The organism is Tomitella gaofuii (assembly GCF_014126825.1).
Lineage (GTDB): Bacteria > Actinomycetota > Actinomycetes > Mycobacteriales > Mycobacteriaceae > Tomitella > Tomitella gaofuii.
In genome coordinates this window covers 2,636,084-2,662,429 of record NZ_CP059900.1, presented here as the reverse complement: position 1 = coordinate 2,662,429, position 26,346 = coordinate 2,636,084, and the positions used below count along the sequence as shown (strand labels likewise).

The following is a 26,346-nucleotide window of genomic DNA, read 5'->3' as shown; positions in this document are numbered from 1 at the left end:
CGATGACGATGCGCCGGCGGGACCGTCCCGGGCCCAAGTGGCCCGTGGACGGTCCCGTCCCGGCGTATCCGGTGGGATTGCGCATTCGAAGGTCCGTGGGGCCGGGAAGAAGTCAGGACTGAGCATGGCGAACAACCCCAACGGCTACCGCCGCGTGCTTCTCAAGCTCGGCGGCGAGATGTTCGGCGGCGGGCGCGTGGGCCTGGACCCCGATGTGGTCGAGGCCGTGGCCACGCAGATCGCCGAGATCGTGCGCGACGGCGTGCAGGTGGCCGTGGTGATCGGCGGCGGCAACTTCTTCCGCGGCGCCGAGCTGCAGCAGCGCGGTCTCGAACGGTCGCGCTCGGACTACATGGGCATGCTCGGCACGGTGATGAACTCGCTCGCCCTGCAGGATTTCCTGGAGAAGCGGGGCATCGACACCCGCGTGCAGACCGGCATCACGATGGGGCAGGTGGCCGAGCCGTATATCCCACGCCGGGCCGTCCGCCACCTGGAGAAAGGGCGGGTCGTGATCTTCGGCGCCGGCATGGGGATGCCCTACTTCTCCACCGACACCACCGCTGCGCAGCGTGCGCTCGAGGTGGGCGCGGAGGTGGTGATGCTGGCCAAGTCCGTCGACGGGGTGTACTCGGCGGACCCGCGTCAGGACCCCGACGCGACGATGTACGACGAGATCACCCACGAGGAGGCGCTCGTGCGCGGCCTCAAGGTCGCGGATGCGACGGCGTTCAGCCTGTGCATGGACAACGCCATGCCGCTGCTGGTGTTCAATCTCCTGACGGAAGGCAATATCGCGCGGGCCGTGTCAGGTGAGAAGATCGGTACATTGGTGCGTTCGTGACCGCCGATACCCCCGGCATGGCCGGGGCGCGATAGTTTTGCCGGACGGACACCGTAGGCCGGCGCAGTGACAGTGCCGGCCGGCGCCCGGCGCAGACCCATAACCGACGGAGGAATGCCGTGATCGACGAAACTCTCTTCGAGGCCGAGGAGAAGATGGAGAAGGCGATCGAGGTCGCCCGGGATGATCTCGGCTCCATCCGCACCGGCCGGGCGAACCCCGGCATGTTCTCCCGGGTCGTCGTCGAATACTACGGAAGCCCGACCCCGATCACCCAGGTCGCCAGCATCTCGGTGCCGGAGCCGCGCATGGTCGTCATCAAGCCGTACGAGGTGTCGATGCTCGGCACGATCGAGACGGCCATCCGCAACTCGGACCTGGGCGTGAACCCCACCGACGACGGCACGATCATCCGGGTGTCGGTTCCCCAGCTCACCGAGGAGCGCCGTCGCGAGTTCGTCAAGCAGGCCAAGGCCAAGGCCGAGGAGGCCCGGGTGGCGGTGCGCAACGTGCGCCGCAAGGCGATGGACGAGCTCAACCGGATCCAGAAGGACGGCGACGCCGGCGAGGACGATGTCACCCGCGCCGAGAAGGAACTCGACAAGACGACGGGCCGGTACGTCGGCCAGATCGACGAGATGGTCAAGAACAAGGAATCCGAACTTCTGGAGGTCTGACCGGCGCGGGCGCCGGGCGGTCCCGCCGTCGGTGCGCCGTGCGCGGGGCGGTTCGACGACATGCGTGACTACCAGACCACACCAGGAGGCCCAGTGACGGCAGGCGGCGAAGCCACCCAGCAGCAGCCGGACAAGCCGCCGTCGAAGGCGGGGCGCAATCTGCCCGCGGCGATCGGCGTCGGGGTCGCGCTCGGCGCGCTCGTCATCTGCGTGCTGCTGTTCGCGCCCACCGCCTGGGTGGCCGTCGTCGCCGTCGCCGCCGCGATCGCCACCTGGGAGGTGTGCGCACGGCTGCGCCAGGGCGGAATAGACGTGCCGCTGGTGCCGCTGCTGATCGGCGGCCAGGCGATGATCTGGTTGACCTGGCCGTACGGCGCGTCCGCGACGTTCGGCGCATTCGCCGTGACCGTGCTGGTCATCATGATCTGGCGGCTGGTGAGCGCCGGCCTGGACGCGACCCCCCGGAACTACACGCGCGACATGGCCGTCGGCGTCTTCGTCGCCGCCTGGATACCGCTGTTCGCGTCGATCGGCGCGCTGCTGGTGCTCGACGGCGACAACGGCGCCGGCAAGGTGTTCTGCCTGATGATCGGCGTGGTGTGCTCCGATGTGGGCGGATACGCCGCCGGAGTCCTGCTGGGCAAGCATCCGATGGTCCCGGCGATCAGCCCCAAGAAGTCGTGGGAGGGGCTGGGCGGATCGCTGCTCTTCGGCGTCGTCGGGGGCGTGCTCACCGTGACGTTGATCCTGGGCGAGGCCTGGTGGGTCGGGGCGATCCTCGGGGCCGTCATCGTGGTGACGTCGACGCTCGGCGACTTGGTGGAATCGCAGTTCAAGCGGGACCTGGGCATCAAGGACATGGGTGCGCTGCTGCCCGGACACGGCGGGATCATGGACCGGCTCGATTCGGCGCTGCCGTCGGCGGTCGCCGTGTGGGTGGTGCTGGGACTCGCGTTCTGATCGTCGGTGGCGTCTAGCGCTGTTTGCGCGCCGCCCGGCGCATCTGGAGCATCCGCGCGGCGCCGATCAGTGCGGTGATGAGCGCCCCGCCGATCGCGGCGAGCAGGATCGTCACCCCCAGTGGCAGCGAGAACTCCCACCCGAAGATCTGCACCGGGGTGGAGTCGGAGTTCTGGATGATGAAGACGAGCAGGAAGATCAGGATGATCGCGCCGACGATCCACGCCGACCAGGCGCGGGCGGTGCGCGAATTCTTCGCCAGGTCGACGCGCTTGCGTCCCTGCTTGGTCGAACCCGACGCGGTGGTGGCGGCGGTCGCGCTTGCGCCTGCGGGGCTCGTGTGCGCCGCGGACGGCGTGGCGTCGGCGCCGGCGGGGGGAGTGTCGGTACCCGTCGACGGCGTGGGCGGTGTGCCGTACTGGTCGTCGGTGCTCATGCCCCGATGATCCCCCACAGCGGCACCGCGCGCACGGTTCTCGGCGCACCGGGCGGGTCGGGCGTCAGACGGGGCGGGGCGGCGATTCCGCCGGCGATCTGGGACAATCGGTGATCATGGCCGGTCGTACGCAGCATCCATCCACGCAGGACGCGCAGTCCGCCGCCCCGGGGCCGGCGGAGCCGACGACGGACAGTCCCGGAGCGGCGGGCGCCAGCACGCCCGTCCGCCTGGTGTTCTCGGCGCCGCGGCGCGGGCTTCCGCCGACGCACCTGGCGGATCTGGACGCAGAGGGTCGCCGGGCGGCGATGGGGGAGCTGGGTCTGCCGAAGTTCCGTGCGGATCAGGTGGCCCGCCAATACTACGGTCGGCTCGTCGCGGACCCGGCCGAGATGACGGATCTGCCGGCGGCGATGCGCGAATCGGTGTCGGAGGCCCTGTTCCCGCCGCTGCTCACCGCGGTGCGGCACATCGCCTGCGACGACGGCACCACGCGCAAGACCCTGTGGCGGGCGGGCGACGGCACCCTGCTCGAGAGCGTGCTGATGCGGTACCCGGACCGCGCGACGCTGTGCATCTCCAGCCAGGCTGGGTGCGGGATGGCCTGCCCGTTCTGCGCGACGGGGCAGGGCGGCCTCGACCGGAACCTGTCCACGGCGGAGATCGTCGATCAGGTCCGTGCGGCCGCGGCGGCGATGCGCGACGGCGAGGTGCACGGCGGTCCGGGCAGGCTCTCGAACATCGTGTTCATGGGCATGGGGGAGCCGCTGGCCAACTACAAGCGGGTGGTGGCCGCGGTCCGGCGGATCACCGACCCCGCGCCGGACGGCTTCGGGCTGTCGCAACGGTCGGTGACGGTGTCGACGGTGGGGCTGGCCCCGGCGATCCGCAAGCTCGCGGACGAGGGCCTGTCGGTGACGCTGGCCGTGTCCCTGCACACCCCGGACGACGAGCTGCGCGACACCCTCGTCCCGGTAAACAATCGGTGGTCGGTGGCGGAGGTGCTCGACGCGGCCCGGTACTACGCGGACCGCACCGGACGCCGTGTGTCCATCGAGTACGCGCTGATCCGCGACGTCAACGACCAGCCGTGGCGCGCAGATCTGCTGGGCAAGAAGCTCCGCGCCGCGCTCGGGTCGCTCGTGCACGTGAACCTCATCCCGCTTAACCCCACTCCGGGCAGCGAATGGGACGCGGCCCCCAAACCGGTCGAGCGCGAGTTCGTGCGGCGGGTGCGTGCGGCGGGTGTCTCTTGCACTGTGCGCGACACGCGCGGCCAGGAGATCGCGGCCGCGTGCGGCCAGCTCGCCGCGACGGAGAGGTAGAGCAGAAGAGACAGGACCGGCCCCGGATGCTCCGGGGCCGGTCCTGCACGGTGTCAGAGACCGGTCAGCGGTTCCAGCGGTTGTGCCGCGTGTAGATGTCGATCAGCAGGAAACCGACGACCACCGCAGCGGAGACGCACAGGTAGATGATGGCCGTCGCCGTCTCGATGTTGTTGAAGATCATCAGGAGCAGGAACAGCGCGAAGAACCAGCCGGCGATACGGAAGGTCTTGGTGGCCTGGCCGTGCCAGCCCCAGCCGACCGACGGCTCGTCCGCGGGGTCGATGCGGGATTCCTCGATGGCCTTCTCGAGGGAGGGATGCACCTGCTGCTGTGTGGCCACGGCCGAACCTCCTGGTGTCACTGTGTCGGCCCCAATCCTGGCACATTCCGGGGCCGGATACGACACGGGGTCGTAAACAGCGGGGCCGGCCTGCGGGGAGTGTGCGCCGGGCCCGGAGGTGGCCGCGGGTCGGGGCGTCGGGAACAATGGTGCGGTGACGAGAACGCGTGTACTGCTCCTGGGGAGCACCGGTTCCATCGGCACCCAGGCACTTCAGGTGATCTCCGCGGCCGCGGAACGGCTCGAGGTGGTGGGCCTCGCCGCCGGCGGCGCCGACGTCGAGCTGCTGGCCCGGCAGATCCGCGCCACCGGGGCGCGCGAGGTGGCCGTGGCCGACCCCGCAGCGGCGGCCCGCCTGGCCGATGTCGTGGGCTTCCCCGTCCGGTCGGGTCCGTCGGCGGCGGAGGATCTGGTGCGCTCCGTGGAGGCCGACGTGGTTCTCAACGGCCTCGTCGGTTCGCTGGGGCTGCGGCCCACGCTCGCGGCCCTGGAGACGGGTGCGCGCCTGGCGCTGGCGAACAAGGAGTCGCTCATCGCCGGCGGCCCGCTGGTGCTGGCCGCCGCGGCGGTGGGGCAGATCGTGCCGGTCGATTCCGAGCATTCCGCGTTGGCGCAGTGCCTGCGTGCGGGCCGCGCGGACGAGGTGGCGGCCCTGGTGCTCACGGCGTCGGGCGGCCCCTTCCGCGGCTGGACGGCGGAGCAGCTGGCGGACGTCACACCCGAGCAGGCCGGGGCGCACCCCACGTGGTCGATGGGCCCGATGAACACCCTCAATTCTGCGACGATGGTCAACAAGGGCCTCGAGCTGCTCGAGGCCCACATGCTCTTCGGCGTGCCCTACGACCGGATCGCGGTCACCGTGCACCCGCAGTCGGTGGTGCACTCGATGGTGACCTTCCACGACGGCTCGACGATTGCGCAGGCCTGCCCGCCGGACATGCGCCTGCCGATCGCATTGGCGCTGGGCTGGCCCGAGCGCATCGCCGGCGCGGCGCGGGCGTGCGACTTCACCGTCGCGTCCACCTGGGAGTTCGAGCCGCTCGACGCCGCGGTGTTCCCCGCGGTGGAGTTGGCGCGCAGCGCGGGCATGGCGGGCGGGTGCATGCCGGCCGTGTTCAACGCGGCCAACGAGGAGGCCGCCACGGCGTTCCTGGCCGGCCGCATACGGTTCCCGCGGATCGTGGGCACGGTGGCCGAGGTGCTCGCGGAGGGCGACCGGTGGGCGGCCGATCCGGCCGGCGTCGACGAGGTGCTGGCCGCGGAGCAGTGGGCGCGTGGGCGCGCCGCCGCGCTGGTCGGGCAGGAGGGCTGACGGGCAGTGGATTTCGTACTGGGCGTGATCCTGTTCGCCTTCGGCATCGGCGTCTCGATCGCGCTGCACGAGTTCGGGCATCTCGGCGCGGCCAAGTTGTTCGGGATGAAGGTCCGCCGCTACTTCATCGGCTTCGGCCCCAAGGTGTTCTCCTTCCGCAGGGGGGAGACGGAGTACGGGCTCAAGGCGGTGCCGGCGGGCGGGTTCTGCGACATCGCAGGCATGACGGCGATGGACGAGCTCGCGCCCGACGAGGCGGACCGGGCCATGTTCCGCTTCCCGGCGTGGAAGCGGATCGTCGTGATGCTCGCCGGCGTGGTGATGAACATCCTCATCGGCCTCGTACTCATCTACGGGCTGGCGCTGGGCTCGGGGCTGCCGCAGATCGACGCCCCGCAGACGAAGCTGGGCACGTTGTCGTGCTCGTCGCCGGAGCAGCGGGCCGACGGCACCCTGGTGCCTTGCACGGGCACCGGGCCGGCGCAGCAGGCCGGGCTCGAATCCGGCGATGTCGTGAAGAAGATCGACGGCACCGCCGTGGAGACCTGGCCGGACCTCGTCGCCGCCGTGCGGGACAGCTCCGGCACGGTGCCGTTCGTCGTCGAGCGCAGCGGCGAGACGCTGACGATCCCCGTGCAGGTCGAGCAGGTGCAGCGGCAGGTCACCGACCCCGCGACCGGCGCGCAGCGCAGCGAGACCGTCGGTGCGATCGGCGCCGGGCGGTCGGTGGCGGGGCTGGAGCACTTCAACGCGCTCACCGCGGTGCCCGGGTCGCTCGAGTTCACCGGCGAGATCGCCGTGCTCAGTTGGAACGCGCTGCTGGACTTCCCCTCGCGCGTGCCCAACCTGGTCGAGTCGATCTTCGGCGGGCACCGCAGCGACGAGACCCCGATGAGCGTCGTCGGGGCGAGCAGGCTCGGCGGCGAGTTCGTCGAACGTGATATGTGGCAGGCTTTCGTCTTTCTGCTGGCGCAGCTGAACTTCTTCCTCGCGCTGCTCAACGTGCTGCCGCTGCTGCCGTTCGACGGCGGCCACATCGCCGTGGTCATCTACGAGAAGATCCGCGACGCCGTGCGCAGGATGCGGGGCAAGGCGGCGGGCGCTCCGGTCGACTACATGAAGCTCATGCCCGTCACCCTGGCGATAGCGGTGGTGCTCGGCGGGTTCATGCTGTTGACGGTGACGGCGGACATCGTCAACCCGATCCGGGTGTTCTGAGCGGCCCGCACCCTGCGGCGCCGAGCGTGCCGCGGGACGTGGCGAACGTCACCATCACGGGCGACCGTGGAGCCGGCGGCCGCAGTGGAGGACAATCGGAGCAGAGCCCCGGCGGATCAAGCCGGAGCGCAGGTGCTCACCTTCGAGAGGATGATAGTTGTGACGAGCCCCGTGGGTCTCGGAATGCCGACCGGGCCGGCCGCGGTCCTGGCTCCGCGCCGCAAGACGCGCCAGCTGCACGTGGGCAGCGTGGGCGTGGGCAGCGACTTCCCGGTGTCCGTGCAGTCGATGACCACCACCAAGACGCACGAGGTCAACACCACGTTGCAGCAGATCGCCCAGCTGACGGCGTCGGGGTGCGACATCGTCCGGGTGGCGTGCCCGCGGCAGGAGGACGCGGACGCGCTCGAGGCGATCGCCCGCAAGAGCCAGATCCCGGTCATCGCCGACATCCACTTCCAGCCGCGCTACATCTTCGCCGCCATCGACGCCGGGTGCGCGGCGGTCCGCGTCAACCCCGGCAACATCAAGGAGTTCGACGGCCGCGTCGGCGAGGTGGCGCGGGCGGCGGGGGACGCCGGCGTCCCCATCCGCATCGGTGTCAACGCGGGGTCGCTGGACCCGCGTCTGCTCAAGAAGTACGGCAAGGCGACGCCGGAGGCGCTGGTGGAATCGGCGCTGTGGGAGGCCGGGCTGTTCGCCGAGCACGGCTTCCACGACATCAAGATCTCGGTCAAGCACAACGACCCGGTGGTGATGGTCGAGGCCTACCGGCAGTTGGCCGAGCAGTGCGACTACCCGCTGCACCTGGGCGTCACCGAGGCGGGCCCGGCGTTCCAGGGCACCATCAAGTCGGCAGTCGCCTTCGGCGCCCTGCTGTCGCAGGGGATCGGCGACACGATCCGGGTGTCGTTGTCCGCCCCGCCGGTCGAAGAGGTCAAGGTGGGCACGCAGATCCTGCAGTCGCTGGGCCTGCGCCCCCGCAAGCTCGAGATCGTCTCGTGCCCGTCCTGCGGGCGCGCGCAGGTGGACGTCTACAAGCTCGCCGACGAGGTCACGGCGGGCCTGGAAGGCATGGAGGTGCCGCTGCGCGTCGCCGTGATGGGGTGCGTCGTCAACGGCCCCGGCGAGGCGCGCGAGGCCGACCTGGGCGTGGCGTCCGGCAACGGCAAGGGCCAGATCTTCGTCAAGGGCAAGGTGATCAAGACGGTGCCGGAGGCGCAGATCGTCGAGACGCTCATCGAGGAGGCCATGCGCATCGCCGAGGAGATGGGCGACGGCGCTGAGGACGGCACAGCGGCGGGCACCGGACCGTCGGTCACGGTGTCCTGAGCGCACCGCGTCGCCTTACCGCGACGTCAGGGCGGGGTTTGCGGGCGGATCGACTCCGCGCGTGGCAATGTTGACAGGACGGGGCCGTCCGAACGGACGGGCGGCCCGCACGCGAGCGGCGGAGTGGGCCGGTGCTGAAGCTGCTGGGGACCAGGGTGCTGGGGACGCGGGAACGTGATGCGGTCGTGCGCGCCCTCGGCGCGGACCCGGTGGCGGCATGCATGATCGCCGCGCGGGTGCAACAGCGTGGCCTCGGGCGCAGTGCCCTCGGCGGCGAGATGTGGACCCGGGGCGGCCCGGAGCGGGCACTGTGCTTCTCCGGCGGCAACCTCGTGCCGCTCGCCGGCACCCGCCACGATGTCGAGGCCTTCGCGGACCGGGCGCTGCGCGGGCCGCGCCTGTGCACCTCGCTGGTGGGGCGCAGCGAGCTGGCCATCCCCATGTGGGCGGTGCTCGAGCCGCGCTGGGGTCCTGCGCGCGAGGTCCGTTCCGACCAGCCGCTGCTCGCGCTCGACGGGGCCCCGGCGGTGATGCCGGACCCCGAGGTGCGGCGGGTGACGATGGACGACCTCGCGCCGTACCTGGAGGCCGCCGTCGCCATGTTCATCGAGGAGGTCGGCATCGACCCGCGGCTGCACGACGGCGGCCAGGGCTACCGGGAGCGCGTCGCCGCCACGATCCGCGCGGGCCGCGCCTGGGCGCGCATCGCCGACGGGCGGGTGCTGTTCAAGGCCGAGGTGGGCTCGTACTCGGACCGGGTGGGGCAGATCCAGGGCGTGTGGGTGCGGCCCGGCGAACGCGCGCGCGGACTGGGCACGCGGGGCACTGCGACGGTGTGCGCGGAGTTGCGTGCGGCCGGCCGCACGCCCAGCCTGTACGTCAACTCCTTCAACGCGCCCGCCCGGGCCTCCTACGCCCGGATCGGATTCCGACAGGTGGCGACGTTCGCGACGGTCCTCATCGACTGACGGCGCGCGGCGGCGGATCGGTGCGGCGCCGCGCGGCGACTTATCATTGCCGCGATGACTGTTCACCACTGCCGGACGGCCGGCCCCCGACGGGTGTTGCGTGTCCGGCTGGCCGGGGCGTGCGCCGCGTCCGTACTGGTACTGCTGGGGTCGGTGGCGTGCGCGGACGGTCCGGAGACGGCGGGCTCGGCGGCCCGGGACTTCGCGGCGGGCTTCGCGGACGACGACGTCGATCGTGCCGCGGCGCAGACCGACGCGCCCGACGACGCGCGCGCGGGACTCGCGGCGGCGTGGGACGGACTGCAGGCCGAGTCGATGACCGCCTCCATCGGGGCGGTGCGTACCGAGGGGGCGACGGCGCGGGCCGAATACACCTACGAGTGGACGCTGCCCCAGGGGCGGGTCTGGCGGTATACGGGCACGCTGCCCCTGGTGCGCACACAGGGCGACTGGGCGGTGCGGTGGACTCCCGCCGCCGTCAACCCGGGGCTGGGCGGCGATCAGACCATGTCGTTGCGCACCATCGCGGCGCCGCGCGCGCCGGTGATCGGGCACGACGGCGCGCCGGTGCTGGAACCGGGGATCAGCGTGCAGGTGCTGGTGTCCGCGACGGAGGCAGGCCGTGCGCTGGGGGCGACGGCGTCCGCGCTGGAACGCCTGCTCAAGCCCGCCGACCCGTCGGTGTCGGCCCAGTCCATCGCGGAGCAGGCGTCCTCGCTGGACGGGAACTACGCGATCACGCGCCTGACGTCCGACGAGGCCGATGCGCTGCGGCCGCAACTGGAGGCGCTGCCGGGGGTGGCGCTGTCCGAGCAGCCGGACCTGATCCCTACGGACCCGCTGCTGGCCAACGACGTGGTCGGCAACCTGGAATCGGTGGTGCGCGACGACGTCTACGGCACGCCGGGCTGGCGGGTGGTGAGCGTCAACCGCGACGGTGCGGTGGTGGACGTGCTCACCGAGACCGCCCCCGTGCCCGCGCCCGCGGTCCGCGTGGGCCTGGACAAGTCGGTGCAGATCGCCGCGCAGACGGCGGTCGGGATCACCGACAAGCCGGCGGTGCTCGTGGCGATCCAGCCGTCCACGGGCCAGATCCTCGCGGTGGCGCAGAACGATGCGGCCGACGCGAAGGGGCCCATCGCGCTGCAGGGCCTGTACCCGCCGGGCTCCACCTTCAAGATCGTCACCGCGGGCGCCGCCATCGAGGAGGGGCTGGCGACGCCCCAGACCATGCTCGCGTGCCCGGGAGAGGTGACGATCGGGACGCGCACCATCCCCAACTATGCGCACTTCGCGCTGGGCACGGTGCCGATGCGCACCGCTTTCGCGGCCAGCTGCAACACCACCTTCGCCGAGTTGGCGAGCCGCATGCAGGCCGATGCGCTGCCGGACGCCGCCGCGATGTACGGCATCGGCGTGAACTACGGCATCGACGGCATCACAACGCTGACCGGCCGGATCCAGCCCGCCGCGGACATCGTCCAGCGCAGCGAGGACGGCTTCGGCCAGGGCCGCGATCTGGTGACCCCCTTCGGCATGGCGCTGGCGGCGGCGACGGTGGCCCACGGCTCCACGCCGGTGCCGCAGCTCATCAGCGGGCACCCCACCACGGTGGAGGACGCCGGAGAACCGATCACCCCCGAGATGGTGGACGGACTGCGGCTGATGATGCGTCAGGTGGTCACCAGCGGCACCGGATCGCGCATCGCCGACCAGGGGGAGGTGTACGGCAAGACTGGAGAGGCCGAGTACGAGGGCGGGTCGCACGCCTGGTTCGCCGGGTACCGCGGCGACATCGCGTTCGCGTCGCTGATCGTGGGCGGCGGCAGTTCCGACAACGCCGTCGCGGTGGTGCGCGAGATGTTCCTGGGCCTGCCCGACGGGTACATGGCCTGACCGGCGATGCGGGGTGGTCGTAGCCTCTGAGGTCGTTCTTGATGCGAGGAGGTCGGAGCATCCTCCCGACGTTCAGGCCCCGGGCGGCATGGTGATGCGGACGCGGCCGGGTACGGTTGCGACGGCGATGCCGGCTCGCCGGGCGGCGCGCGAGAATGATGCGGGCGCGGGGTCGGCGCCCCAGTTCGCCTCCCCCGCGGTTCCGAAGGTTGCGGCGGCGTTGGGCCCAGCACCGGTCGTGAATCGGGTTTGGTACTGGATACCGCCGTAGCCGGCCTCGCGGAACGCGGCGGCCCACTTTCGGGGGATGTCGTAGGGGGTGATGGTGCACAGTTCCCGCGTAAGCCCGTATCCGGCGGCATCCGTGTGGCAGGTGTCTGCAGTTGAGAACGGGTGCGGTAGCCGCAGAGCGGAGACGACCCGTCCGGCCGCGAATTCGGCTGTGATGACCTGGTGGGCGGCGAGCTTGTCGCCGATGGTCTCGCGGACCGCGGTCTGCTCGTCATAAGCCAGGTAGCAGGTGCCATGCGGTGCGGGCAAGTCGAAACGTCCGCCTGCGGAGGAGAACCACCAGGGGCCGCGATGGCGATTGTGGCCTCGCCAAACGGTGACGTCCGTGTTGATCCGGGCACAGGGAAATCCGGCCAGGTTCCGGCCCCGTGGGGATTCGATCGCCGGTTGGTCGCGGCTCACGCGGACCACCGGGCGACGTCGGCACGGGCTGCGGCATAGACCGGTTCCGGGTCGCGGTCGCTGGTCAGCCAGTCGGCGGCGCTGTGCCCGTCCAGCTCGGGATCGTCTGCGGAAAGCCACAAGATCGCGGTCCACGCGTCGCTGTGCTTCCGCAGCAGCAGCCACGCAGGCAGCAGCGCCGGGTACACCTGCCCGTTCGGCATGAACTGCCATGCCGGATACACGTGCTTGCCGCCGCCGAGCCGGGCGGAAATGAGTGTGCCGCTGTGCACCCTCTTGTTGATGGCCTGTCGGCTGACGCCGAGCCACTTCTCGAGTCCTGCGGAGTCGTAGAAGGGGCCTGCGGCCTCGTCGTACGGGTGCAGGTGCAGGGCGGGTATCGAGGCGATCATATGGCCGGCGACGGCCCGAGCGTCGAGGAGGTCGATGTGCTCCGTGGGGATCTGGAGCGCGTCGATGCGCTCGTCGACGTACCGGCGCAGTTCGCGTTTGAACTCGTCGGCCGTCTGCTTGTGCGGGCCGTGTTCGATGGTGTCCACGTGTCCTTGCCTCCCCCGTGCGTCAACCTTGTCAACCTAGTTTGGATCCGTGGCGGCAACCATGTCAACCGTGCTCGGGACCGCAAACGTCCGATACGCGTTGCGTCGACCGCGGCTGATCGGGCAGGGGCCGACCGCGATGCGCAGATGTCCATTCGCGCGTGTCACCCGCACTGATTCAGATCCGGTGAGGCCGGGGCGGCTCCCAGGGATCCGTGGCACCGCTGGGCCGCGCGGGCACCGCCGTTCAACGCTCGCTGCGGGCCGGTGCCGAGGGGTGCGCCGGGTAGCAGGCGGGGTCGGGCAGGCCGGCCGCGCGGAAGGCGTCTGTGATCCGTTCGGCGATGCGCGCCGCGCCGTCCGCGGGCACGAGTGCCAGCACCGCGCCGCCGAACCCCGCGCCCACCATGCGGGCGCCGAACGCTCCGGCCTCCCGCGCCGCGTCCGCCGCACAGTCGAGTTCGTCGGTGGAGACGGCGAAGTCGTCGCGCAGAGAGGCGTGCGAAGCGTCGAGCAGGGCGCCGAGCCGCTGCGGCGCGGGCACCGGCGCCGCCAGCTCTTCGACGAACGCGCGCACCCGGGCGTTCTCGGTGAGCACGTGCCGCGCACGGGCCCGCAGGAGCGGGTCGGCGAGCCCCACACGTCGGCATCGTCCGCCCCGCTCAGCGTGCGCACCCCCAGGGCCCGCTCCGCGGCGGCGCATTCGGCGCGGCGGGTCGCGTAGCCGCCCTCGACGAGGGCGTGCGCCGTGCGGGTGTCGACGATCAGCAGGGACGCGCCCATCGCCGCGGTGTCGAAGGGGACCGGCGTCGCGGTTCCGTCGGCGGCGTCGAGCAGCAGCGCGTGCCCGGCGGCCGCCAGCAGCGCGGCCGACTGGTCCATCGCGCCCGACGGCACCCCGACCACGTCGTTCTCTGCGGCCCGGGTTACGTCGACCAGGACACTGCGCAGGTGCGGATCGCCGATGTCCGCGCCCGCCACGGCCGCCAGCGCACACGCCACCGCGCATTCCAGGGCCGCCGACGAGCTCAGTCCGGCGCCCTGCGGCACGCACGAGTCGATGGCGATGTCCGCGCCCGGCACGGCTGCGCCCGGCACGGCTGCGGCCGGATCGGCTGCGCCCAGGTGCGCGCGCAGCAGGGAGGCGACGCCGAAAATGTAGGCCGGCCAGCCGGTCACGGCGGCCGCGCGTCCCGGCGTGACCGGGGAGGAGAGCGTCGCGGGCCCGTCGTGCGGGTGCTGGGCGGAGACGACGCGCACCGCGCCGTCTGCGCGGGCACGCAGCGCCACGTAGGTGCGGTGTCCGAGGGCGATCGGCAGGCACAGCCCGCCGTTGTGGTCGGTGTGCTCGCCGATCAGGTTCACCCGGCCGGGCGCGGACCAGACGCCGCGGGGCGTACCGCCGAACACCCGGCGGAACAGCGCGTCGGCGCGCCGCGCCCCCTCGGCGGCGGACCGCGGTTCCGTCGTCATCGCGCCCTCCGGGCCGTGGGGCGTCACCGCGCCGCCTCCCGCAGGCGGGCGGCGATCTCCTCGGGGACGGCATCGTTGATCCACGCGCCCATGGCGGATTCGGATCCGGCCAGGTACTTCAGCTTGTCGGGGGAGCGGCGCATCGACATGATCCGCAGGTGCAGCCGGAAGTCGCCGCCGTGGTCGGAGGCGGGGGCCTGGTACCAGGCGGCGATGTACGGCAACGGGATCGGCGTGCCGTCGGCGGTGGTGAAGTACCGGTCCAGTCGCGCCATGAGCTCCGGGTACAGGACGGCCAGCTCGGCGCGCTCGTCGTCGTCGAGCGCGCACAGGTCCGGCACGTCACGCAGCGGTGCCACCTCCACCTCCACGGGCCAGCGGGCCGCGTGCGGGACGTAGGCCGCCCAGTGCCGTCCGGACACCACCACGCGGGCGCCGGCGTCCAACTCGCCGAGCATCCGCTCGCGCAGCAGGTTCCCGCCGGTGGCCGCGCGGTGCTCGCGTGCCCGGTGCAGCACCGTCGCGGCCTCGCGGGGCACGAACGGGTACGCGTAGATCTGCCCGTGCGGGTGGGTCAGCGTCACGCCCGTCTCCACTCCGCGGTTCTCGAAGCAGAACACCTGCTCGACCCCGTCCGCCGCGCCCAGCGCGTCCGTGCGGTCCGCCCAGGCCTCGATCACCGTGCGCATCCGCCGCGCGGGCAGCGACGCGACGGTGGCCGCCGGGTCGGACGAGTAGCAGATCACCTCGCAGCGGGGGAGCGCGGGGAACCGGTTCTCGAACACCACCACGTCGTAGTCGTGCGCGGGGATCTCGGTGCTGCGCAGGGCCGTCGACGGTGCCAGCGGGTTCGCTCCCGGCGCGGGGAGGTGGGTGCGGTCCATGCGGGCCGGTGCGATCGTCACCCATTCGCCAGTGCGCGCATCCCACCGCGGTTCGCCGGCGGCGGCGCGCGGGGACGGGGGCCTCGGGTCGTGCGGGGTTCGGGTGGCGCGGCCGGACAGGTACGGCTCGGTGTCGTCGAAGTAGTGCAGGCCGCGGCCGTCGGACAGCGTGGTGGAGGTCTTGCGCACGAGCGGGGCGTCGGTCACGGCCCCCATGGTGGCGGAGCCTCCGGTGCGCCCGCCACCGCGGCGCGGCGATAGGCTCGCAACCATGGCCCGACGCGCACCGCTCACACCCGGCGACCCCACCCCCGTACGCTCCGTCCCCAAGGACATCGAGCGTCCCGAGTACGCGTGGAAGCCCACCGCGCGCGAGGGCAGCGAACCGTGGGTGCAGGACGCTGACACCGTCGAGGCCATGCGCACCGCCTCGAAGATCGCCGCTGCGGCGCTGGCGGAGGCGGGCGCCGCCGTGGCGCCGGGCGTCACCACCGACGCACTCGACCGCATCGCCCACGAGTACATGTGCGACCACGGCGCCTACCCGTCCACGCTCGGGTACCGGGGATTCACCAAGTCGTGCTGCACCTCGCTCAACGAGGTCATCTGCCACGGCATCCCCGACTCGACGGTGATCGCCGACGGCGACATCGTCAACATCGACGTCACCGCCTACATCGACGGCGTGCACGGCGACACCAATGCGACCTTCCTCGCAGGCGAGGTGGACGACGAGGCGCGACTGCTCGTCGAGCGCACGCACGAGGCCACCATGCGGGCGATCAAGGCCGTCAAGCCCGGCCGGGAGCTCAACATCATCGGCCGGGTGATCGAGTCCTACGCCAACCGCTTCGGCTACGGGGTGGTCCGGGATTTCACCGGGCACGGGGTGGGCCCCACCTTCCACAACGGCCTCGTGGTCCTGCACTACGACGAGCCGAACGTGGACACGGTGATCGAAGAGGGCATGACCTTCACCATCGAGCCGATGATCACCCTCGGCGGGGTCGACTACGAGATGTGGGACGACGGCTGGACCGTGGTCACCGCCGACCGCTCGTGGACGGCGCAGTTCGAGCACACCTTGGTGGTCACGGGCTCCGGCGCGGAGATCCTCACGCTGCCCTGACGGCTGCGGACGTGCGCGCCCGGCAGCGGTGCACCGGCGCCCGCCGGTACGGATCCGGAGCGTATGCCGGAGTGGCGCGCCGCACGCCGGGACATGCCCCCGGGCAGGCTGTCACCGCGTACCGTGGTCTCCCATGACCGAACGGAGCATCACGATCAGCGGGCAGCCCCGCACGGTAGTCGTCGGCGGGGCGGACGGCGCGCCCGGCGTGCTCATCCTCGCGGGCGAGGCGCACGGCGCCCCGGTGCCGCGGATCGCGCCGCTGACCGAGCGGCTGGAGGCCTCGGGTCTGCAGAGCTTCGTGTGGGACACGGGTTCCCCGGCGCCCACGCACGAGGAGGTGGCGTCGGCGCTCGACCAGCTCGGCCTGCACTGGGTGAACCTCGTCGGGACGGGCGACGCGGCGCCGGCCGCGTGGGAGACGGCCGCGCGGCACTTCGGCCGGGTGAGCAGCCTGGTGGTGCTCGACGGCGGCCACCCCGCCGTCGCGGACGCCGACGGCGCGGTGCTCGATCAGGGCTGCCCGGCCGTGGACGTGGCGACCACGCTGGTGCTCACCACGGCCGAGGCGCGGGCGCAGGCGTACGCGAGCGGGCGGCACGTCTACTCGGACTTCCGGGTGGTGGAGCCGGCCGGGGGCGGGGCGCAGTTGCGGGGCGCCGCGCAGTCCGGGGACGCCGCACAGTGGGGCGAGGCGCTGGCGGCGGGGCTGGCCACCGAGATCATCCTGCGCAGCAACCCCTGGTGAGGCGTGGCCGGGCGCCGGCCGCCGCTCGGCGGCCGGCGCCCTCCGCGCCCGGGGGACCCGCCGCTAGAGATCCAGGCCGAGCAGCGCGTTCTCGACCACCTCGGTGAGTGCGGGGTGGATCCAGTACTGCCCGTGCGCCATCTCGGCGGCGCCCAGCCCGAAGGACAGCGCCTGGATCAGCGGCTGGATCAGCGTGGAGGCCTGGGCGCCGATGATGTGCCCGCCCAGCAGTGCGCCGGTGTCGCGGTCGGCGATCACCTTGCACAGCCCTTCGTCGTCCTCCATCGCCCACCCGTAGGCGACGTCGGCGTAGCGCTGCACCTTGACTGTGACGTTCGCGTGCTGCGCGCGTGCCTGCGCCTCGGTGAGTCCGACGGCCGCGATCTGCGGGTGGGTGAACACCGCGGACGGCACGAAGCGGTGGTCGGCGGCGCGCAGTTCCGCGGGCCGTCCCCCGGCGGCCCGCTCGGCCAGCAGGTTGTCGCCCACCACGCGCGCCTCGTGGTTGGCGACGTGCTTGAGCTGGTGCGGCGAGCACACGTCGCCCAGCGCGAAGACGCCGTCGGCGGTGGTCCGCTGGTACTCGTCCACCTGCACCCGGCCGTCTGCGGTGAGATCGATCCCGCCAGCGGCGGCGCCGATGAGGTCGGCGTTGGGGGCCCGGCCCACCGCCACCAGCAGCGCGTCGCCCGACAACAGCGTGCCGTCGTCGAGTTCCACCTCCGCCCCGGTGCCGTCGGCCCGCCGTTGCGCCGACCGGACGGGCGACGACAGGTGCAGGTCCCACCGCTGCGCGGCGAGGCCGGTGAAGTGCGCGGAGATCTCGTCGTCGAGGTGGCGCAGCATCCGTCCGCTGCGGCCGATGATCGACACCCGCGAGCCCAGCCCGGAGAAGATGTGCGCGAATTCGGCGGCGATGAACCCGGTGCCGACGATGAGGACGTGCTCGGGTGTCGCCTCGAGACGCATCGCATCCTCGTTGGTGAGGTAGTCCACGCCGGAGCGGGCGATGGCGTCGGGGATGACCGGCCGCGACCCGGTGGCCAGCACGACCTGGTCGGCGGTGATGATGCTGCCCGTGCCGGTGTCGAGGGTCCGGGGGGCGACGAACCGCGCGTGCCCCTCGAAGACGGTGACGTTGTCGCAGTCTTCGACGCGGTACGTGCGGCCGCCCTCGGAGATCGGGTCGATCCGGCCGAAGACCCGGCCGACCATGTCGGCCCGCCGCACCCCGTCCACGTGTGCGTCCACCCCGTAGCGTGCGGCGCCACGGACGGTCTCGGCCACGTCCGCCGCGTAGACGAACATCTTCGTGGGAATGCAGCCGACGTTGAGGCAGGTGCCACCGAACACCCCCTCCTCCAGCAGCGCGACCTTCAGGTGGGCGTAGCGCTCGTCCAGGAAGGTGTTCCCGGAGCCGGTGCCGATCACCGCGACGTCGAAGTGCTCGGCGCCGGTGGTATCTGCGGGGGCCGGGTTCGCGGCGGCGGCGTCTGCGGAGGATGGGGCGGGATCGGTCATCGGGCGTTCTCCTCGGTGTGATCGTGGATGGCGGGGCGGTCATGGCTTTCCCCCGGGGCCGGCGCGGTCCCGGGGGCGGTGCGGTCCGCGTCGGCGGAACCGGCGCGGGGTCGGCCGGCGCCGGGGAGGACGGCGTCGGCCCAGCGGTCGAGCACGCGGAAGGCGTGGGCACGCACGCCGGGCGCGGAAAGGAAGACGTCGTGCAGCGCGCCGTCGATGGGCACGACGGTGTTCTGCCCGCCCAGGCAGCCCGACCAGCGGGCGATCTGGTCGACGTCCAGCACGGTATCGGCGGAGCGGGTCGCCGGCGACGGGGTGGTGGTGAACACGCTGCGCGTCGAGCGCAGCACCAGCGACGGCACGCCGACGTCGAGACCGCGGTGCAGGCGGGCGTGGCCGTGGCGCACGGCGCGCAGCCACCCCGCCGTCACCGGGAAGCCGGTGAGCGGCTTCCAATCGAGGTCGTAGGTCCATTCCCCGCCGTGCGTGGCGCTCAGCGCCGCGCCGTAGACCTCGGACAGCGCGGTGGGGATGATCGTCGCCGGGCGCGTGCGGCCGAGCACGTCGACGGCGACGGTGCCCACCGAACGCAGAGAGGGCGGGCCCTGCAGGTCGAACCATGGGCTGTTGAGCACCAGGCCGCTGACCGGTGCGGGCGGGGGTGCGGCGTCGCGGCGCATGCGGTCGAGCCACAGCGGCAGTACCAGCCCGCCGGTGGAATGGCCCATGAGCAGCACCTGCGCGCCGGTGTCCGCGTGGATCCGTGCGAGGGCGCGGGTCAGCTCCTCGTCGTACACCGCCAGGTCGCGGGCGAAGTGCGGCGTCTGGCCGGGGCGCAGGGAGCGCCCGCACTTGCGCAGGTCCAGGGCGTAGAAGGCGACGCCGCGGGCAGCGAAGTGCTCGGCGAGGTGGCGCTGGAAGAAGTAGTCGGTGAACCCGTGCACGTACAGCACGGCGCGCCCCCGCCCGGCGGGGCGGCGCCGGCGGGCGCGGCGCCCGACTCCGCGGGGAGGCGGCGTACCAGGGTCGCAGTGATCTCGCCCTCACCGTCCGGGTCGTCGCCCAGGGGGATCCCGAGCGCCTCGAAGCCGGGGCCGAGCACGTCAGGGTGCCACGCAGCAGACGTCATGGCTTCAGGCTATCGGGGCGTGCCGCCGCACCGGGGGTGATGGTGGTCGCCCTGCGGGTGCGGTCCGGTTCGGATTGGCGGCGACCCCCGAGTAACCTCGGGGACGATCCATGTCTCACACAGACCGAGGAAGTTGAGTTCCCGTGGCGAATCCCTCAGGTGCAAGGCGCAGCCCCCAAGGAGTGAAGACCGACGTCGTCCTCGTCGGGGCGGGCATCATGAGCGCGACGTTGGGCGTGTTGCTGCGGCAGTTGCAGCCCGAGTGGTCGATCACGCTCGTCGAGAAGCTCGACGCCGCCGGCGCCGAGAGCAGTGATCCCTGGAACAACGCGGGCACCGGCCATTCGGCACTGTGCGAACTCAACTACACCCCGCAGGCGGCGGACGGCTCGGTGGACATCACCAAGGCGGTCGGCGTCAACGAGAAGTTCCAGATCTCGCGCCAGTTCTGGTCCTACGCGGTGGAGCGCGGAATCCTTCCGGAGCCGCGCGAGTTCATCAACCCCATCCCGCACATGAGCTTCGTCCACGGCGCGGACGACGTGGAATACCTGGGCAAGCGGTACGAGGCCCTCGCCGGGCACCCCCTGTTCCAGGGCATGGAGTTCTCCACCAGCGAGGACGAGTTCTCGCGCCGCCTGCCGCTGATGGCGCGGGGCCGCGACTTCTCCGACCCGGTCGCGATCAACTGGACCGACGCGGGCACCGACGTGAACTTCGGCGCGCTCAGCAAGCAGCTGCTGGCGAACCTGGGCCGCGACGGTGCCACGCTCACTTTCGGTACCAAGGTGACGGGGCTGAAGCAGCTCTCCGACGGAAGCTGGAAGGTGGGCGTGCGCAACCTGCGCAGCCGCGAGGAGTACTCGATCAACGCGCGGTTCGTCTTCGTCGGCGCGGGCGGTGGAGCGCTCCCGCTGCTGCAGAAGTCCGGCATCCCGGAGGCCAAGGGGTACGGCGGATTCCCCGTCAGCGGCGAGTTCCTGCGCTGCAGCAACGACGAGCTCATCGCCCAGCACGCCGCCAAGGTGTACGGCAAGGCGGGCGTCGGTGCGCCGCCGATGTCCGTGCCGCACTTGGACACCCGCGTGATTGGCGGAAAGCGCGGGCTGCTGTACGGCCCCTACGCGGGCTGGTCGCCGAAGTTCCTCAAGAGCGGAAAGTTCACCGACTTGCCGCTGTCGGTCAAGCCGAACAACCTCATGTCGATGGTGGGCGTGGGGCTGACGGAGTTCGGTCTGACCAAGTACCTCATCGGCGAGCTCGCCAAGTCCGAGGAGGGGCGCATCGAGACGCTCGCGGCCTTCGTACCCGATGCCCGGTCCGAGGACTGGGAGCTCATCACCGCAGGCCAGCGCGTGCAGGTGATCAAGCGCAACGGCATGGGCGGAACGCTCGAGTTCGGCACTGCAGTCCTCAACTCGGCGGACGGCACCATCGCCGGCCTGCTGGGCGCCTCGCCGGGCGCGTCGACGGCCGTGCACGCGATGCTCGACGTCCTCGAGCGGTGCTTCCCCAAGCGGTTTGCAGGCTGGCAGTCCAAGCTCAAGGAGATGGTGCCGTCGCTGGGCGTATCGCTCGCGGACGACAAAGCACTGTTCGACGAGGTCTGGAAGTGGACCGACTCCGCGCTCCAGCTGGACGTGCCGGCGCCGACGCCGGCCCAGCCCGCCGGTGTCTGAGGGGCCTGTGTCCGGCGACCCTGTGTCCGGCGACCCGGTGAGCCGGCACGGCGTGGAGCCCGCCGGCGCGGCCTATCTGGCCGGTCTGCATTTGCAGGGCCGGCCGGTGGTGCTGGTCGGAGGCGGTTCGGTGGCGCAGCGCCGGCTGCCGCTGCTGCTCGAGTCGGGTGCGCTGGTGACGGTGGTCTCGCCCCGGGTGACCGCCGCGGTCGAGGCGCTGGCGGCGGCGGGCCGGGTGCGCCACGTGGCGCGCGAGTACCGCGACGGCGACCTCGTCGACGCCTGGTATGTGATCGTGGCCACCGACGACTCCGCGGTCAATGAGGCCGCCTCCGCCGAGGCGGAGGAGCGCCGGATCTTCTGCGTGCGTTCGGACGCGGGGTCGAGGGGCAGCGCGGTGACGCCCGCGACGACGCGGCACGGCGACGCGACCGTCGGCGTGGTGGCGCACGGCGACCACCGCCGCTCCGCCGCCCTGCGCACGGCGCTGCGCGGCGCGCTGCAGTCGGGCCTGTCCGCCGCGGGCGAAGGACCGACTGCCGCGGGGGTGGCGCTGATCGGCGGCGGTCCCGGCGATCCCGAGCTGATCACTGTGCGCGGGCGGCGGCTGCTCGCGCGCGCCGACGTCGTCATCGCCGACCACCTCGCCCCCGCCGAACTGCTCGCGGAGCTGGCGCCGGGCACCGAGGTGATCGACGCGTCCAAGCTCCCGTACGGCCGGTCGATGCAGCAGGAGCGGATCAACGCGCTCTTGATCGAGCATGCTCGCGCCGGGCGGTTCGTGGCGCGGCTCAAGGGCGGCGACCCGTACGTGTTCGGCCGGGGGTTCGAGGAGCTGCTGGCTTGCGCGGAAGCGGGCGTCCCGGTGACGGTCGTCCCCGGCATCACCAGTGCGTTCTCGGTGCCCGCGGCGGCGGATGTGCCGGTGACGCATCGCGGCGTGGCCCACGAGGTGGTGGTCGTGAGCGGGCATCTGGCCCCCGGCCACGCCGATTCGCTCGTCGACTGGGACGCGCTGGGCAGGCTGTCCGGCACGCTGGTGATCCTCATGGGCGTGCGCAGGCTGGCGGAGTTCGCGGAGGCGCTCATCACGGCCGGGCGTCCCGCGGACACGCCCGCGGCGATCATTCAAGAGGGCACGACGGCGCATCAGCGGGTGGTGCGGGCGCCGCTGGTGGAGATCGCACGACGCGCCGAGGAGGCCGGGGTGCGGCCGCCGGCGGTCACCGTGATCGGCCCGGTGGTGGCCGTCGGTGCACGTGTCGGCGAGCGGGAGCAGTCCGGCGCTTGATCGACCGGAGAGGCGGGGGCTGCATACCGGCCGTGCGGGTCGTCAGGCCGTGATGACGGCGAGCTCGCGCGCGCCGGTGATCTCCGCGCGCAATCCCGCGGATTCCGCGGCGTGCGCCACCCCGTCGAGGTCGGACGGCGCCGCCGGCGCGGTGGCCAGCGCGCGGGCCAGCAGCCCCTTGTGATGCTTGTTGAAGTGGCTCACCACCTTGCGGGTGCCGTCCGGCATCTCGGTGAGCACGGTGGCGGTCACGGCCTCGGGCACAGGGCCCAGTGCCCGGTACCCGCCCGAGCGCAGATCGACGATCAAACCGCCGTCCGCCGCGGCGCGGATCGCCTCGGCCAGATCCGGCTTCCACTGCGCCGCCAGCGTGCCCATCCCCGGCAGCCGCGACGCGGCCGAGAGCCGGTACGCGGGGATCATGTCGCCGGCGCGCAGCGCGCCGAACAGCGCCGAACCGACGCCCAGGCGGGCGGCGGCGCGGCGGCGTTGCGCGTCCGTGAACGACGGCGCGTCGAGCGCGTCGAAAAGCACCCCCGTGTAGCGGTCCAGGGCCGGCAAAGTCGGCGACTCCCACAGCCGGCGGTCGCGCTCGACCTCCCCGGCCTGCCGCGGGCCGAGCTTGAGCGCCGCCATCGCCGCGTCGGGATCGTCGGCCAGCTCCACCAGGGCCGTGACCAGGCGTTTGCGGGTATCGGTCAGGGAGGGCAGGGACAGCGTCGACAGGTCCAGGGCGGGGCCGTCGCCGCCGGGGGCCTTGGTCTCGGACGGGGGCAGGAGCACGAACACGAGTGATGACGATAGTGCACCCGCCGGCGCGTCCGGCGGCGCGCCGGTGGCTGGTGCGCGGCCCGCGCGCCCGCCTACTAAGCTGGGCGCCTGTGATCATTCGCCTGTCCCACCTGTTCCTGCGCACCTTGCGCGACGATCCCGCCGACGCCGAGGTCGCGAGCCACAAGCTGCTGGTGCGCGCCGGATACGTGCGCCGGATCGCGCCGGGCGTCTACTCATGGCTGCCGCTGGGCCTGCGGGTGCTGCGCAGGGTCGAACAGGTGGTCCGCGAGGAGATGGACGGCATCGGCGCGCAGGAGATCTCGCTGCCCGCGCTGCTGCCGCGCGATCCCTACGAGTCCAGCCATCGCTGGACCGAATACGGCGACGCGCTGTTCCGGCTGCAGGACCGCAAGGGCGCCGACTACCTGCTGGGCCCCACGCACGAGGAGATGTTCACGCTCACGGTCAAGGGCGAGTACAGCTCGTACAAGGACTTCCCGGTCACGCTCTACCAGGTCAAGGAGAAGTACCGTGACGAGGAGCGGCCCCGCGCCGGGATCCTGCGCGGGCGCGAGTTCGTCATGAAGGACTCGTACTCGTTCGACCTCGACGACGCGGGACTGGACGCGTCGTACCAGGCCCACCGGGGGGCGTATCAGCGGATCTTCGACCGCCTCGGCGTCGAGTACGTCATCGTCTCGGCCACCTCGGGCGCGATGGGGGGCAGCGCATCCGAGGAGTTCCTCGCGGTCAGCGAGGCCGGTGAGGACACCTACGTGCGCTGCGCCGAGACGGGATACGCCGCCAACGTCGAGGCCGTCACCACGCCTGCGCCGCCCGCGCGGGAGTGGGACGACGCCCCCGCGGCGCGGGTGCTGGACACCCCCGGCACGGAGACCATCGAGGCCCTCGTCGACTGGGCGAACGGTGCGGGCGGCGTCGCGGATGAGTACGGCCGTCCCGTCACCGCGGGCGACACGCTCAAGAACATCCTGGTCAAGTTGCGCGAGCCGGGCGGTGAGTGGCAGCTGCTGGCGGTGGGCGTCCCCGGCGACCGCGAGGTGGACGGCAAGCGCCTCGAGGCCTCGCTGGAACCGGCCGAGGTGGCGATGCTCGACGCCGACGACTTCGCGGCGCATCCGTTCCTGGTGCGCGGCTACATCGGCCCGCGGGCTCTCGCCGAGCACGGTGTGCGGTACCTGGTCGACCCGCGGGTCGCCGACGGCACCCGGTGGATCACCGGCGCCGACAAACACGGGCGGCACGCGGTGGGCCTGGTGGCCGGCCGTGATTTCACCGCCGACGGCACCATCGAGGCCGCCGAGGTGCGCGACGGCGATCCGTCGCCGGACGGCGGCGGGGTGCTGCGCGCCGCGCGCGGCATCGAGATCGGCCACATCTTCCAGCTGGGGCGCAAGTACACCGACGCCTTCGCCGTGGATGTGCTGGGGGAGAACGGAAAGCCGGTGCGGCCCACGATGGGCTCGTACGGCATCGGGATCTCGCGGCTGGTGGCGGTCCTCGCCGAGCAGCATCACGACGACAAGGGTCTGCGCTGGCCGGCGGAGGCGGCCCCGGCCGACGTGCACCTGGTGATCGCGAACAAGGACGCGCAGGCGAAGGCCGGTGCCGAAGAGCTCGCCGCCGCGCTCGACGCGGCCGGCGTCACGATGGTGCTCGACGACCGCAAGGCCTCGCCGGGCGTCAAGTTCAAGGACGCCGAGCTTCTCGGCGTGCCCCTGGTCGTCGTGGTGGGGCGCGGCTGGGCCGAGGGCACGGTCGAGCTGCGCGACAGGATGAGCGGCGAGACCCGCACGATCCCCGCGGAGCAGGCCGCCGCGGAGATCCGCGCCGCGATAGGCCGCTAGCCGGCGGGGCCGGGGACGCGACCTGCGACGCCTCGGACTCCAGGGGGTGCCCTTCAGGCGTCGGGTGTGCCGGGGAAGGCCACCGTCGCGGGCACGGTCCCCAGCGCCACGCGCCATTTTCCGGCCCGGACCGCGGCGTCTGCGAGGGCGGTGGCGGAGAAATCGCGGACGCCGGGGGAGTCCGCGTGCTCCAGCGCTGAGCGCCAGGCGACGGCGCAATCGTGCTCGGCCGCGACGGCGAGGCGGGCCGCGGACACCGGGTCGTCCACCGGGAACGGCAGCGTGTAGCCGGCGGCGGACGGCGGCACCGGCGCGCCCGCGGCCGTGAGGATCCCGATCACCGCCTCGCGCCGGGCGCGATGCGCGGCGGCGTGCTCGGCGATCTGCGGCAGACGGTCGGGCCGCGCGAACGCGGTGGCCGTGCCGTACGCGTACAGAGCGGCGTCGTCGGCGCCCAAGCCGGACGTCAGTGCGGTGATGTCGGCGTCGGTGAGCTGCGCGGGGTCCGTCACCGCCGCGGCGGTGACGGGAGCGCTTGTGGGGGTGGAGGTTTCGGTCACGGGATAAGCACCTTCAGTTCTGCGGCGCAGGACGCGCCGACGGAGCCGACGAGGCCGGCACGGTATCCGGCCAGGTCCGGCACCGTGTCCGCGGCGGAGCGCCGGGAATCCGCGAGCTGCGCGCGCATTCCGTCGAGCGTCGGCGGCGGCGCGGAAGGACCGGAGGCGGGGGCGGCCGTGGTCGCGTCGGCGGCCTCGGGGGTGGTTCCGGCCGCGCGGCGGATCTCCGCGGTGAGCGCGTCCGCGTGCGCACGGCGCTCGGCGGCGATCTCCTGGAGCACCTGTGCGCGGTCCGGATCCACGGCGGCCAGCCGTGCGGCGTAGGCGGCGTCGGCCCCGGCCTGATCGGCGAGCGCCTGGAGCGGATCCACCTCCGGCGCAGGGGAGCCGACGGTGCACGCGGCCGTGGAGGCGCCCACCGCGACGAGTGCGCCGCCGCCGAGCATCACCGCGCCCGAGGTCCGCAGCAGTGACCGCCTCGACACCGCGGCGGCCGGTCTCGGGGCCGCGGACTCCCGGTGTGCGGGGGCGGTGACGTGGGGCGACGGCGTGCCGGGGGCTCCGGCGGTGCCGTGCGGGGTTCGTGTGGGAAGCAGACGCACGCGGGACAGTCTGCCAGTATTGGCGCGATAGTCTGGACACCCGTAGCGTGTACCGCGCCGCCGCGTCCGCGTCCGGCATGTGATCGCGGTACGCGGCACCCTGGACGGGCGGCCGCGGCGCGTATCGAGTGAGGAGAACGAGACG

General features: G+C 72.4%; 24 protein-coding genes and 2 pseudogenes. 14 read left to right on the top strand and 12 right to left on the bottom strand.

The genetic code is table 11. The features are described from left to right. The first annotated feature begins 124 nt into the window (after window positions 1–124). From pyrH to H4F70_RS12360, 3 genes are all read left to right on the top strand, one after another. A complete protein-coding gene (gene pyrH, locus H4F70_RS12370; RefSeq protein ID WP_182349097.1) occupies window positions 125–844 on the top strand; it encodes a UMP kinase in 720 nt (239 codons plus the stop codon). Between the two features lie 119 nt (window positions 845–963). Next, the gene (gene frr, locus H4F70_RS12365; RefSeq protein WP_182357414.1) at window positions 964–1,521 is read left to right on the top strand and encodes a ribosome recycling factor; all 558 of its coding nucleotides are present in this window, start codon (window positions 964–966) and stop codon (window positions 1,519–1,521) included. A gap of 60 nt (window positions 1,522–1,581) precedes the next feature. Then, the gene (locus tag H4F70_RS12360; RefSeq protein WP_182349099.1) at window positions 1,582–2,481 is read left to right on the top strand and encodes a phosphatidate cytidylyltransferase; all 900 of its coding nucleotides are present in this window, start codon (window positions 1,582–1,584) and stop codon (window positions 2,479–2,481) included. 13 nt (window positions 2,482–2,494) lie between these two features. Here the strand turns inward: H4F70_RS12360 and H4F70_RS12355 are convergent, their stop codons facing one another. Further along, window positions 2,495–2,917: a LapA family protein gene (locus tag H4F70_RS12355; RefSeq protein WP_182357413.1), complete on the bottom strand. Its 423-nt coding sequence runs from the start codon at window positions 2,915–2,917 to the stop codon at window positions 2,495–2,497. Window positions 2,918–3,033: 116 nt separating this feature from the next. Here H4F70_RS12355 and rlmN point away from each other — a divergent pair, with 116 nt between their 5' ends. Continuing rightward, window positions 3,034–4,242 (top strand): dual-specificity RNA methyltransferase RlmN, encoded by a 1,209-nt coding sequence (gene rlmN / locus H4F70_RS12350; protein ID WP_182357412.1) that lies wholly within the window; start codon window positions 3,034–3,036, stop codon window positions 4,240–4,242. 64 nt (window positions 4,243–4,306) lie between these two features. On the opposite strand, the gene H4F70_RS20620 is transcribed toward rlmN, so the two are convergent. Next, window positions 4,307–4,585 carry a DUF2631 domain-containing protein gene (locus H4F70_RS20620; protein ID WP_235681082.1) on the bottom strand — a complete coding sequence of 93 codons (279 nt, stop codon included), beginning with the start codon at window positions 4,583–4,585 and terminating at the stop codon, window positions 4,307–4,309. Between the two features lie 154 nt (window positions 4,586–4,739). On the opposite strand from H4F70_RS20620, the gene dxr reads away from it, so the two are divergent. The 5 genes from dxr (at window position 4,740) to H4F70_RS12320 (ending at window position 11,311) form a co-directional block, all read left to right on the top strand. After that, entirely contained in the window at window positions 4,740–5,897 is a 1,158-nt protein-coding gene (gene dxr, locus H4F70_RS12340) for a 1-deoxy-D-xylulose-5-phosphate reductoisomerase (RefSeq protein WP_182357410.1), read from the top strand. A gap of 6 nt (window positions 5,898–5,903) precedes the next feature. After that, window positions 5,904–7,115 (top strand): M50 family metallopeptidase, encoded by a 1,212-nt coding sequence (locus H4F70_RS12335; RefSeq protein WP_182357409.1) that lies wholly within the window; start codon window positions 5,904–5,906, stop codon window positions 7,113–7,115. Window positions 7,116–7,274: 159 nt separating this feature from the next. Next, window positions 7,275–8,447 (top strand): flavodoxin-dependent (E)-4-hydroxy-3-methylbut-2-enyl-diphosphate synthase, encoded by a 1,173-nt coding sequence (ispG, locus tag H4F70_RS12330; protein ID WP_182357408.1) that lies wholly within the window; start codon window positions 7,275–7,277, stop codon window positions 8,445–8,447. Between the two features lie 131 nt (window positions 8,448–8,578). Next, entirely contained in the window at window positions 8,579–9,415 is an 837-nt protein-coding gene (locus tag H4F70_RS12325; protein WP_182349106.1) for a GNAT family N-acetyltransferase, read from the top strand. A 54-nt stretch (window positions 9,416–9,469) separates the two neighbouring features. Further along, window positions 9,470–11,311, top strand: a complete 1,842-nt coding sequence (locus H4F70_RS12320) for a penicillin-binding transpeptidase domain-containing protein (RefSeq protein ID WP_182357407.1) — start codon at window positions 9,470–9,472, stop codon at window positions 11,309–11,311. Window positions 11,312–11,383: 72 nt separating this feature from the next. On the opposite strand, the gene H4F70_RS12315 is transcribed toward H4F70_RS12320, so the two are convergent. The 5 genes and pseudogenes from H4F70_RS12315 to galT all read right to left on the bottom strand — a co-directional run bounded on the left by H4F70_RS12315 (window position 11,384) and on the right by galT (window position 15,116). Further along, complete coding sequence (locus H4F70_RS12315; RefSeq protein WP_235681081.1) at window positions 11,384–12,004, bottom strand: RES family NAD+ phosphorylase; 621 nt, start codon at window positions 12,002–12,004, stop codon at window positions 11,384–11,386. After that, window positions 12,001–12,543 (bottom strand): hypothetical protein, encoded by a 543-nt coding sequence (locus H4F70_RS20615; protein WP_235681080.1) that lies wholly within the window; start codon window positions 12,541–12,543, stop codon window positions 12,001–12,003. Before H4F70_RS20615 ends, H4F70_RS12315 begins: the two co-directional genes overlap by 4 nt. A 247-nt stretch (window positions 12,544–12,790) precedes the next feature. Continuing rightward, window positions 12,791–13,183, bottom strand: a complete 393-nt coding sequence (locus H4F70_RS20610) for a hypothetical protein (RefSeq protein WP_235681079.1) — start codon at window positions 13,181–13,183, stop codon at window positions 12,791–12,793. Between the two features lie 278 nt (window positions 13,184–13,461). After that, window positions 13,462–14,016, bottom strand: a pseudogene (locus tag H4F70_RS21190) (galactokinase family protein); the annotation flags it as partial. Window positions 14,017–14,039: 23 nt separating this feature from the next. Continuing rightward, window positions 14,040–15,116 carry a galactose-1-phosphate uridylyltransferase gene (gene galT / locus H4F70_RS12305; protein ID WP_182357405.1) on the bottom strand — a complete coding sequence of 359 codons (1,077 nt, stop codon included), beginning with the start codon at window positions 15,114–15,116 and terminating at the stop codon, window positions 14,040–14,042. Between the two features lie 55 nt (window positions 15,117–15,171). Between galT and map the strand changes: the two genes are divergently transcribed. Both map and H4F70_RS12295 read left to right on the top strand, forming a co-directional pair. Beyond that, window positions 15,172–16,029, top strand: a complete 858-nt coding sequence (gene map / locus H4F70_RS12300) for a type I methionyl aminopeptidase (RefSeq protein ID WP_182357404.1) — start codon at window positions 15,172–15,174, stop codon at window positions 16,027–16,029. Window positions 16,030–16,162: 133 nt separating this feature from the next. After that, on the top strand, window positions 16,163–16,777 hold the full coding sequence (locus H4F70_RS12295) for an alpha/beta hydrolase (RefSeq protein ID WP_182357403.1): 615 nt from the start codon (window positions 16,163–16,165) through the stop codon (window positions 16,775–16,777). A 63-nt stretch (window positions 16,778–16,840) separates the two neighbouring features. On the opposite strand, the gene H4F70_RS12290 is transcribed toward H4F70_RS12295, so the two are convergent. Further along, on the bottom strand, window positions 16,841–18,298 hold the full coding sequence (locus H4F70_RS12290; RefSeq protein WP_182357402.1) for a mycothione reductase: 1,458 nt from the start codon (window positions 18,296–18,298) through the stop codon (window positions 16,841–16,843). Continuing rightward, window positions 18,295–19,427 (bottom strand): annotated as a pseudogene (locus H4F70_RS12285) (alpha/beta hydrolase). Before H4F70_RS12285 ends, H4F70_RS12290 begins: the two are co-directional and overlap by 4 nt. A gap of 182 nt (window positions 19,428–19,609) precedes the next feature. Here H4F70_RS12285 and mqo point away from each other — a divergent pair. Both mqo and cobA read left to right on the top strand, forming a co-directional pair. Continuing rightward, on the top strand, window positions 19,610–21,106 hold the full coding sequence (mqo, locus tag H4F70_RS12280; protein WP_268968323.1) for a malate dehydrogenase (quinone): 1,497 nt from the start codon (window positions 19,610–19,612) through the stop codon (window positions 21,104–21,106). A gap of 37 nt (window positions 21,107–21,143) precedes the next feature. After that, window positions 21,144–22,397, top strand: a complete 1,254-nt coding sequence (gene cobA, locus H4F70_RS12275; RefSeq protein WP_372497533.1) for a uroporphyrinogen-III C-methyltransferase — start codon at window positions 21,144–21,146, stop codon at window positions 22,395–22,397. Between the two features lie 42 nt (window positions 22,398–22,439). Here the strand turns inward: cobA and yaaA are convergent, their stop codons facing one another. Next, window positions 22,440–23,186, bottom strand: coding sequence for a peroxide stress protein YaaA (gene yaaA / locus H4F70_RS12270; protein ID WP_182357401.1), 747 nt, complete (start codon window positions 23,184–23,186; stop codon window positions 22,440–22,442). Window positions 23,187–23,278: 92 nt separating this feature from the next. Between yaaA and H4F70_RS12265 the strand changes: the two genes are divergently transcribed. Next, window positions 23,279–25,039 carry a proline--tRNA ligase gene (locus H4F70_RS12265; RefSeq protein WP_182357400.1) on the top strand — a complete coding sequence of 587 codons (1,761 nt, stop codon included), beginning with the start codon at window positions 23,279–23,281 and terminating at the stop codon, window positions 25,037–25,039. Between the two features lie 53 nt (window positions 25,040–25,092). Here H4F70_RS12265 and H4F70_RS12260 read toward each other — a convergent pair whose 3' ends face one another. Both H4F70_RS12260 and H4F70_RS12255 read right to left on the bottom strand, forming a co-directional pair. Continuing rightward, the gene (locus H4F70_RS12260) at window positions 25,093–25,599 is read right to left on the bottom strand and encodes a ferritin-like domain-containing protein (protein ID WP_235681078.1); all 507 of its coding nucleotides are present in this window, start codon (window positions 25,597–25,599) and stop codon (window positions 25,093–25,095) included. Continuing rightward, window positions 25,596–26,201, bottom strand: coding sequence for a hypothetical protein (locus tag H4F70_RS12255; protein ID WP_235681077.1), 606 nt, complete (start codon window positions 26,199–26,201; stop codon window positions 25,596–25,598). The genes H4F70_RS12260 and H4F70_RS12255 overlap by 4 nt, the downstream gene beginning before the upstream one ends. Window positions 26,202–26,346: the final 145 nt, after the last annotated feature.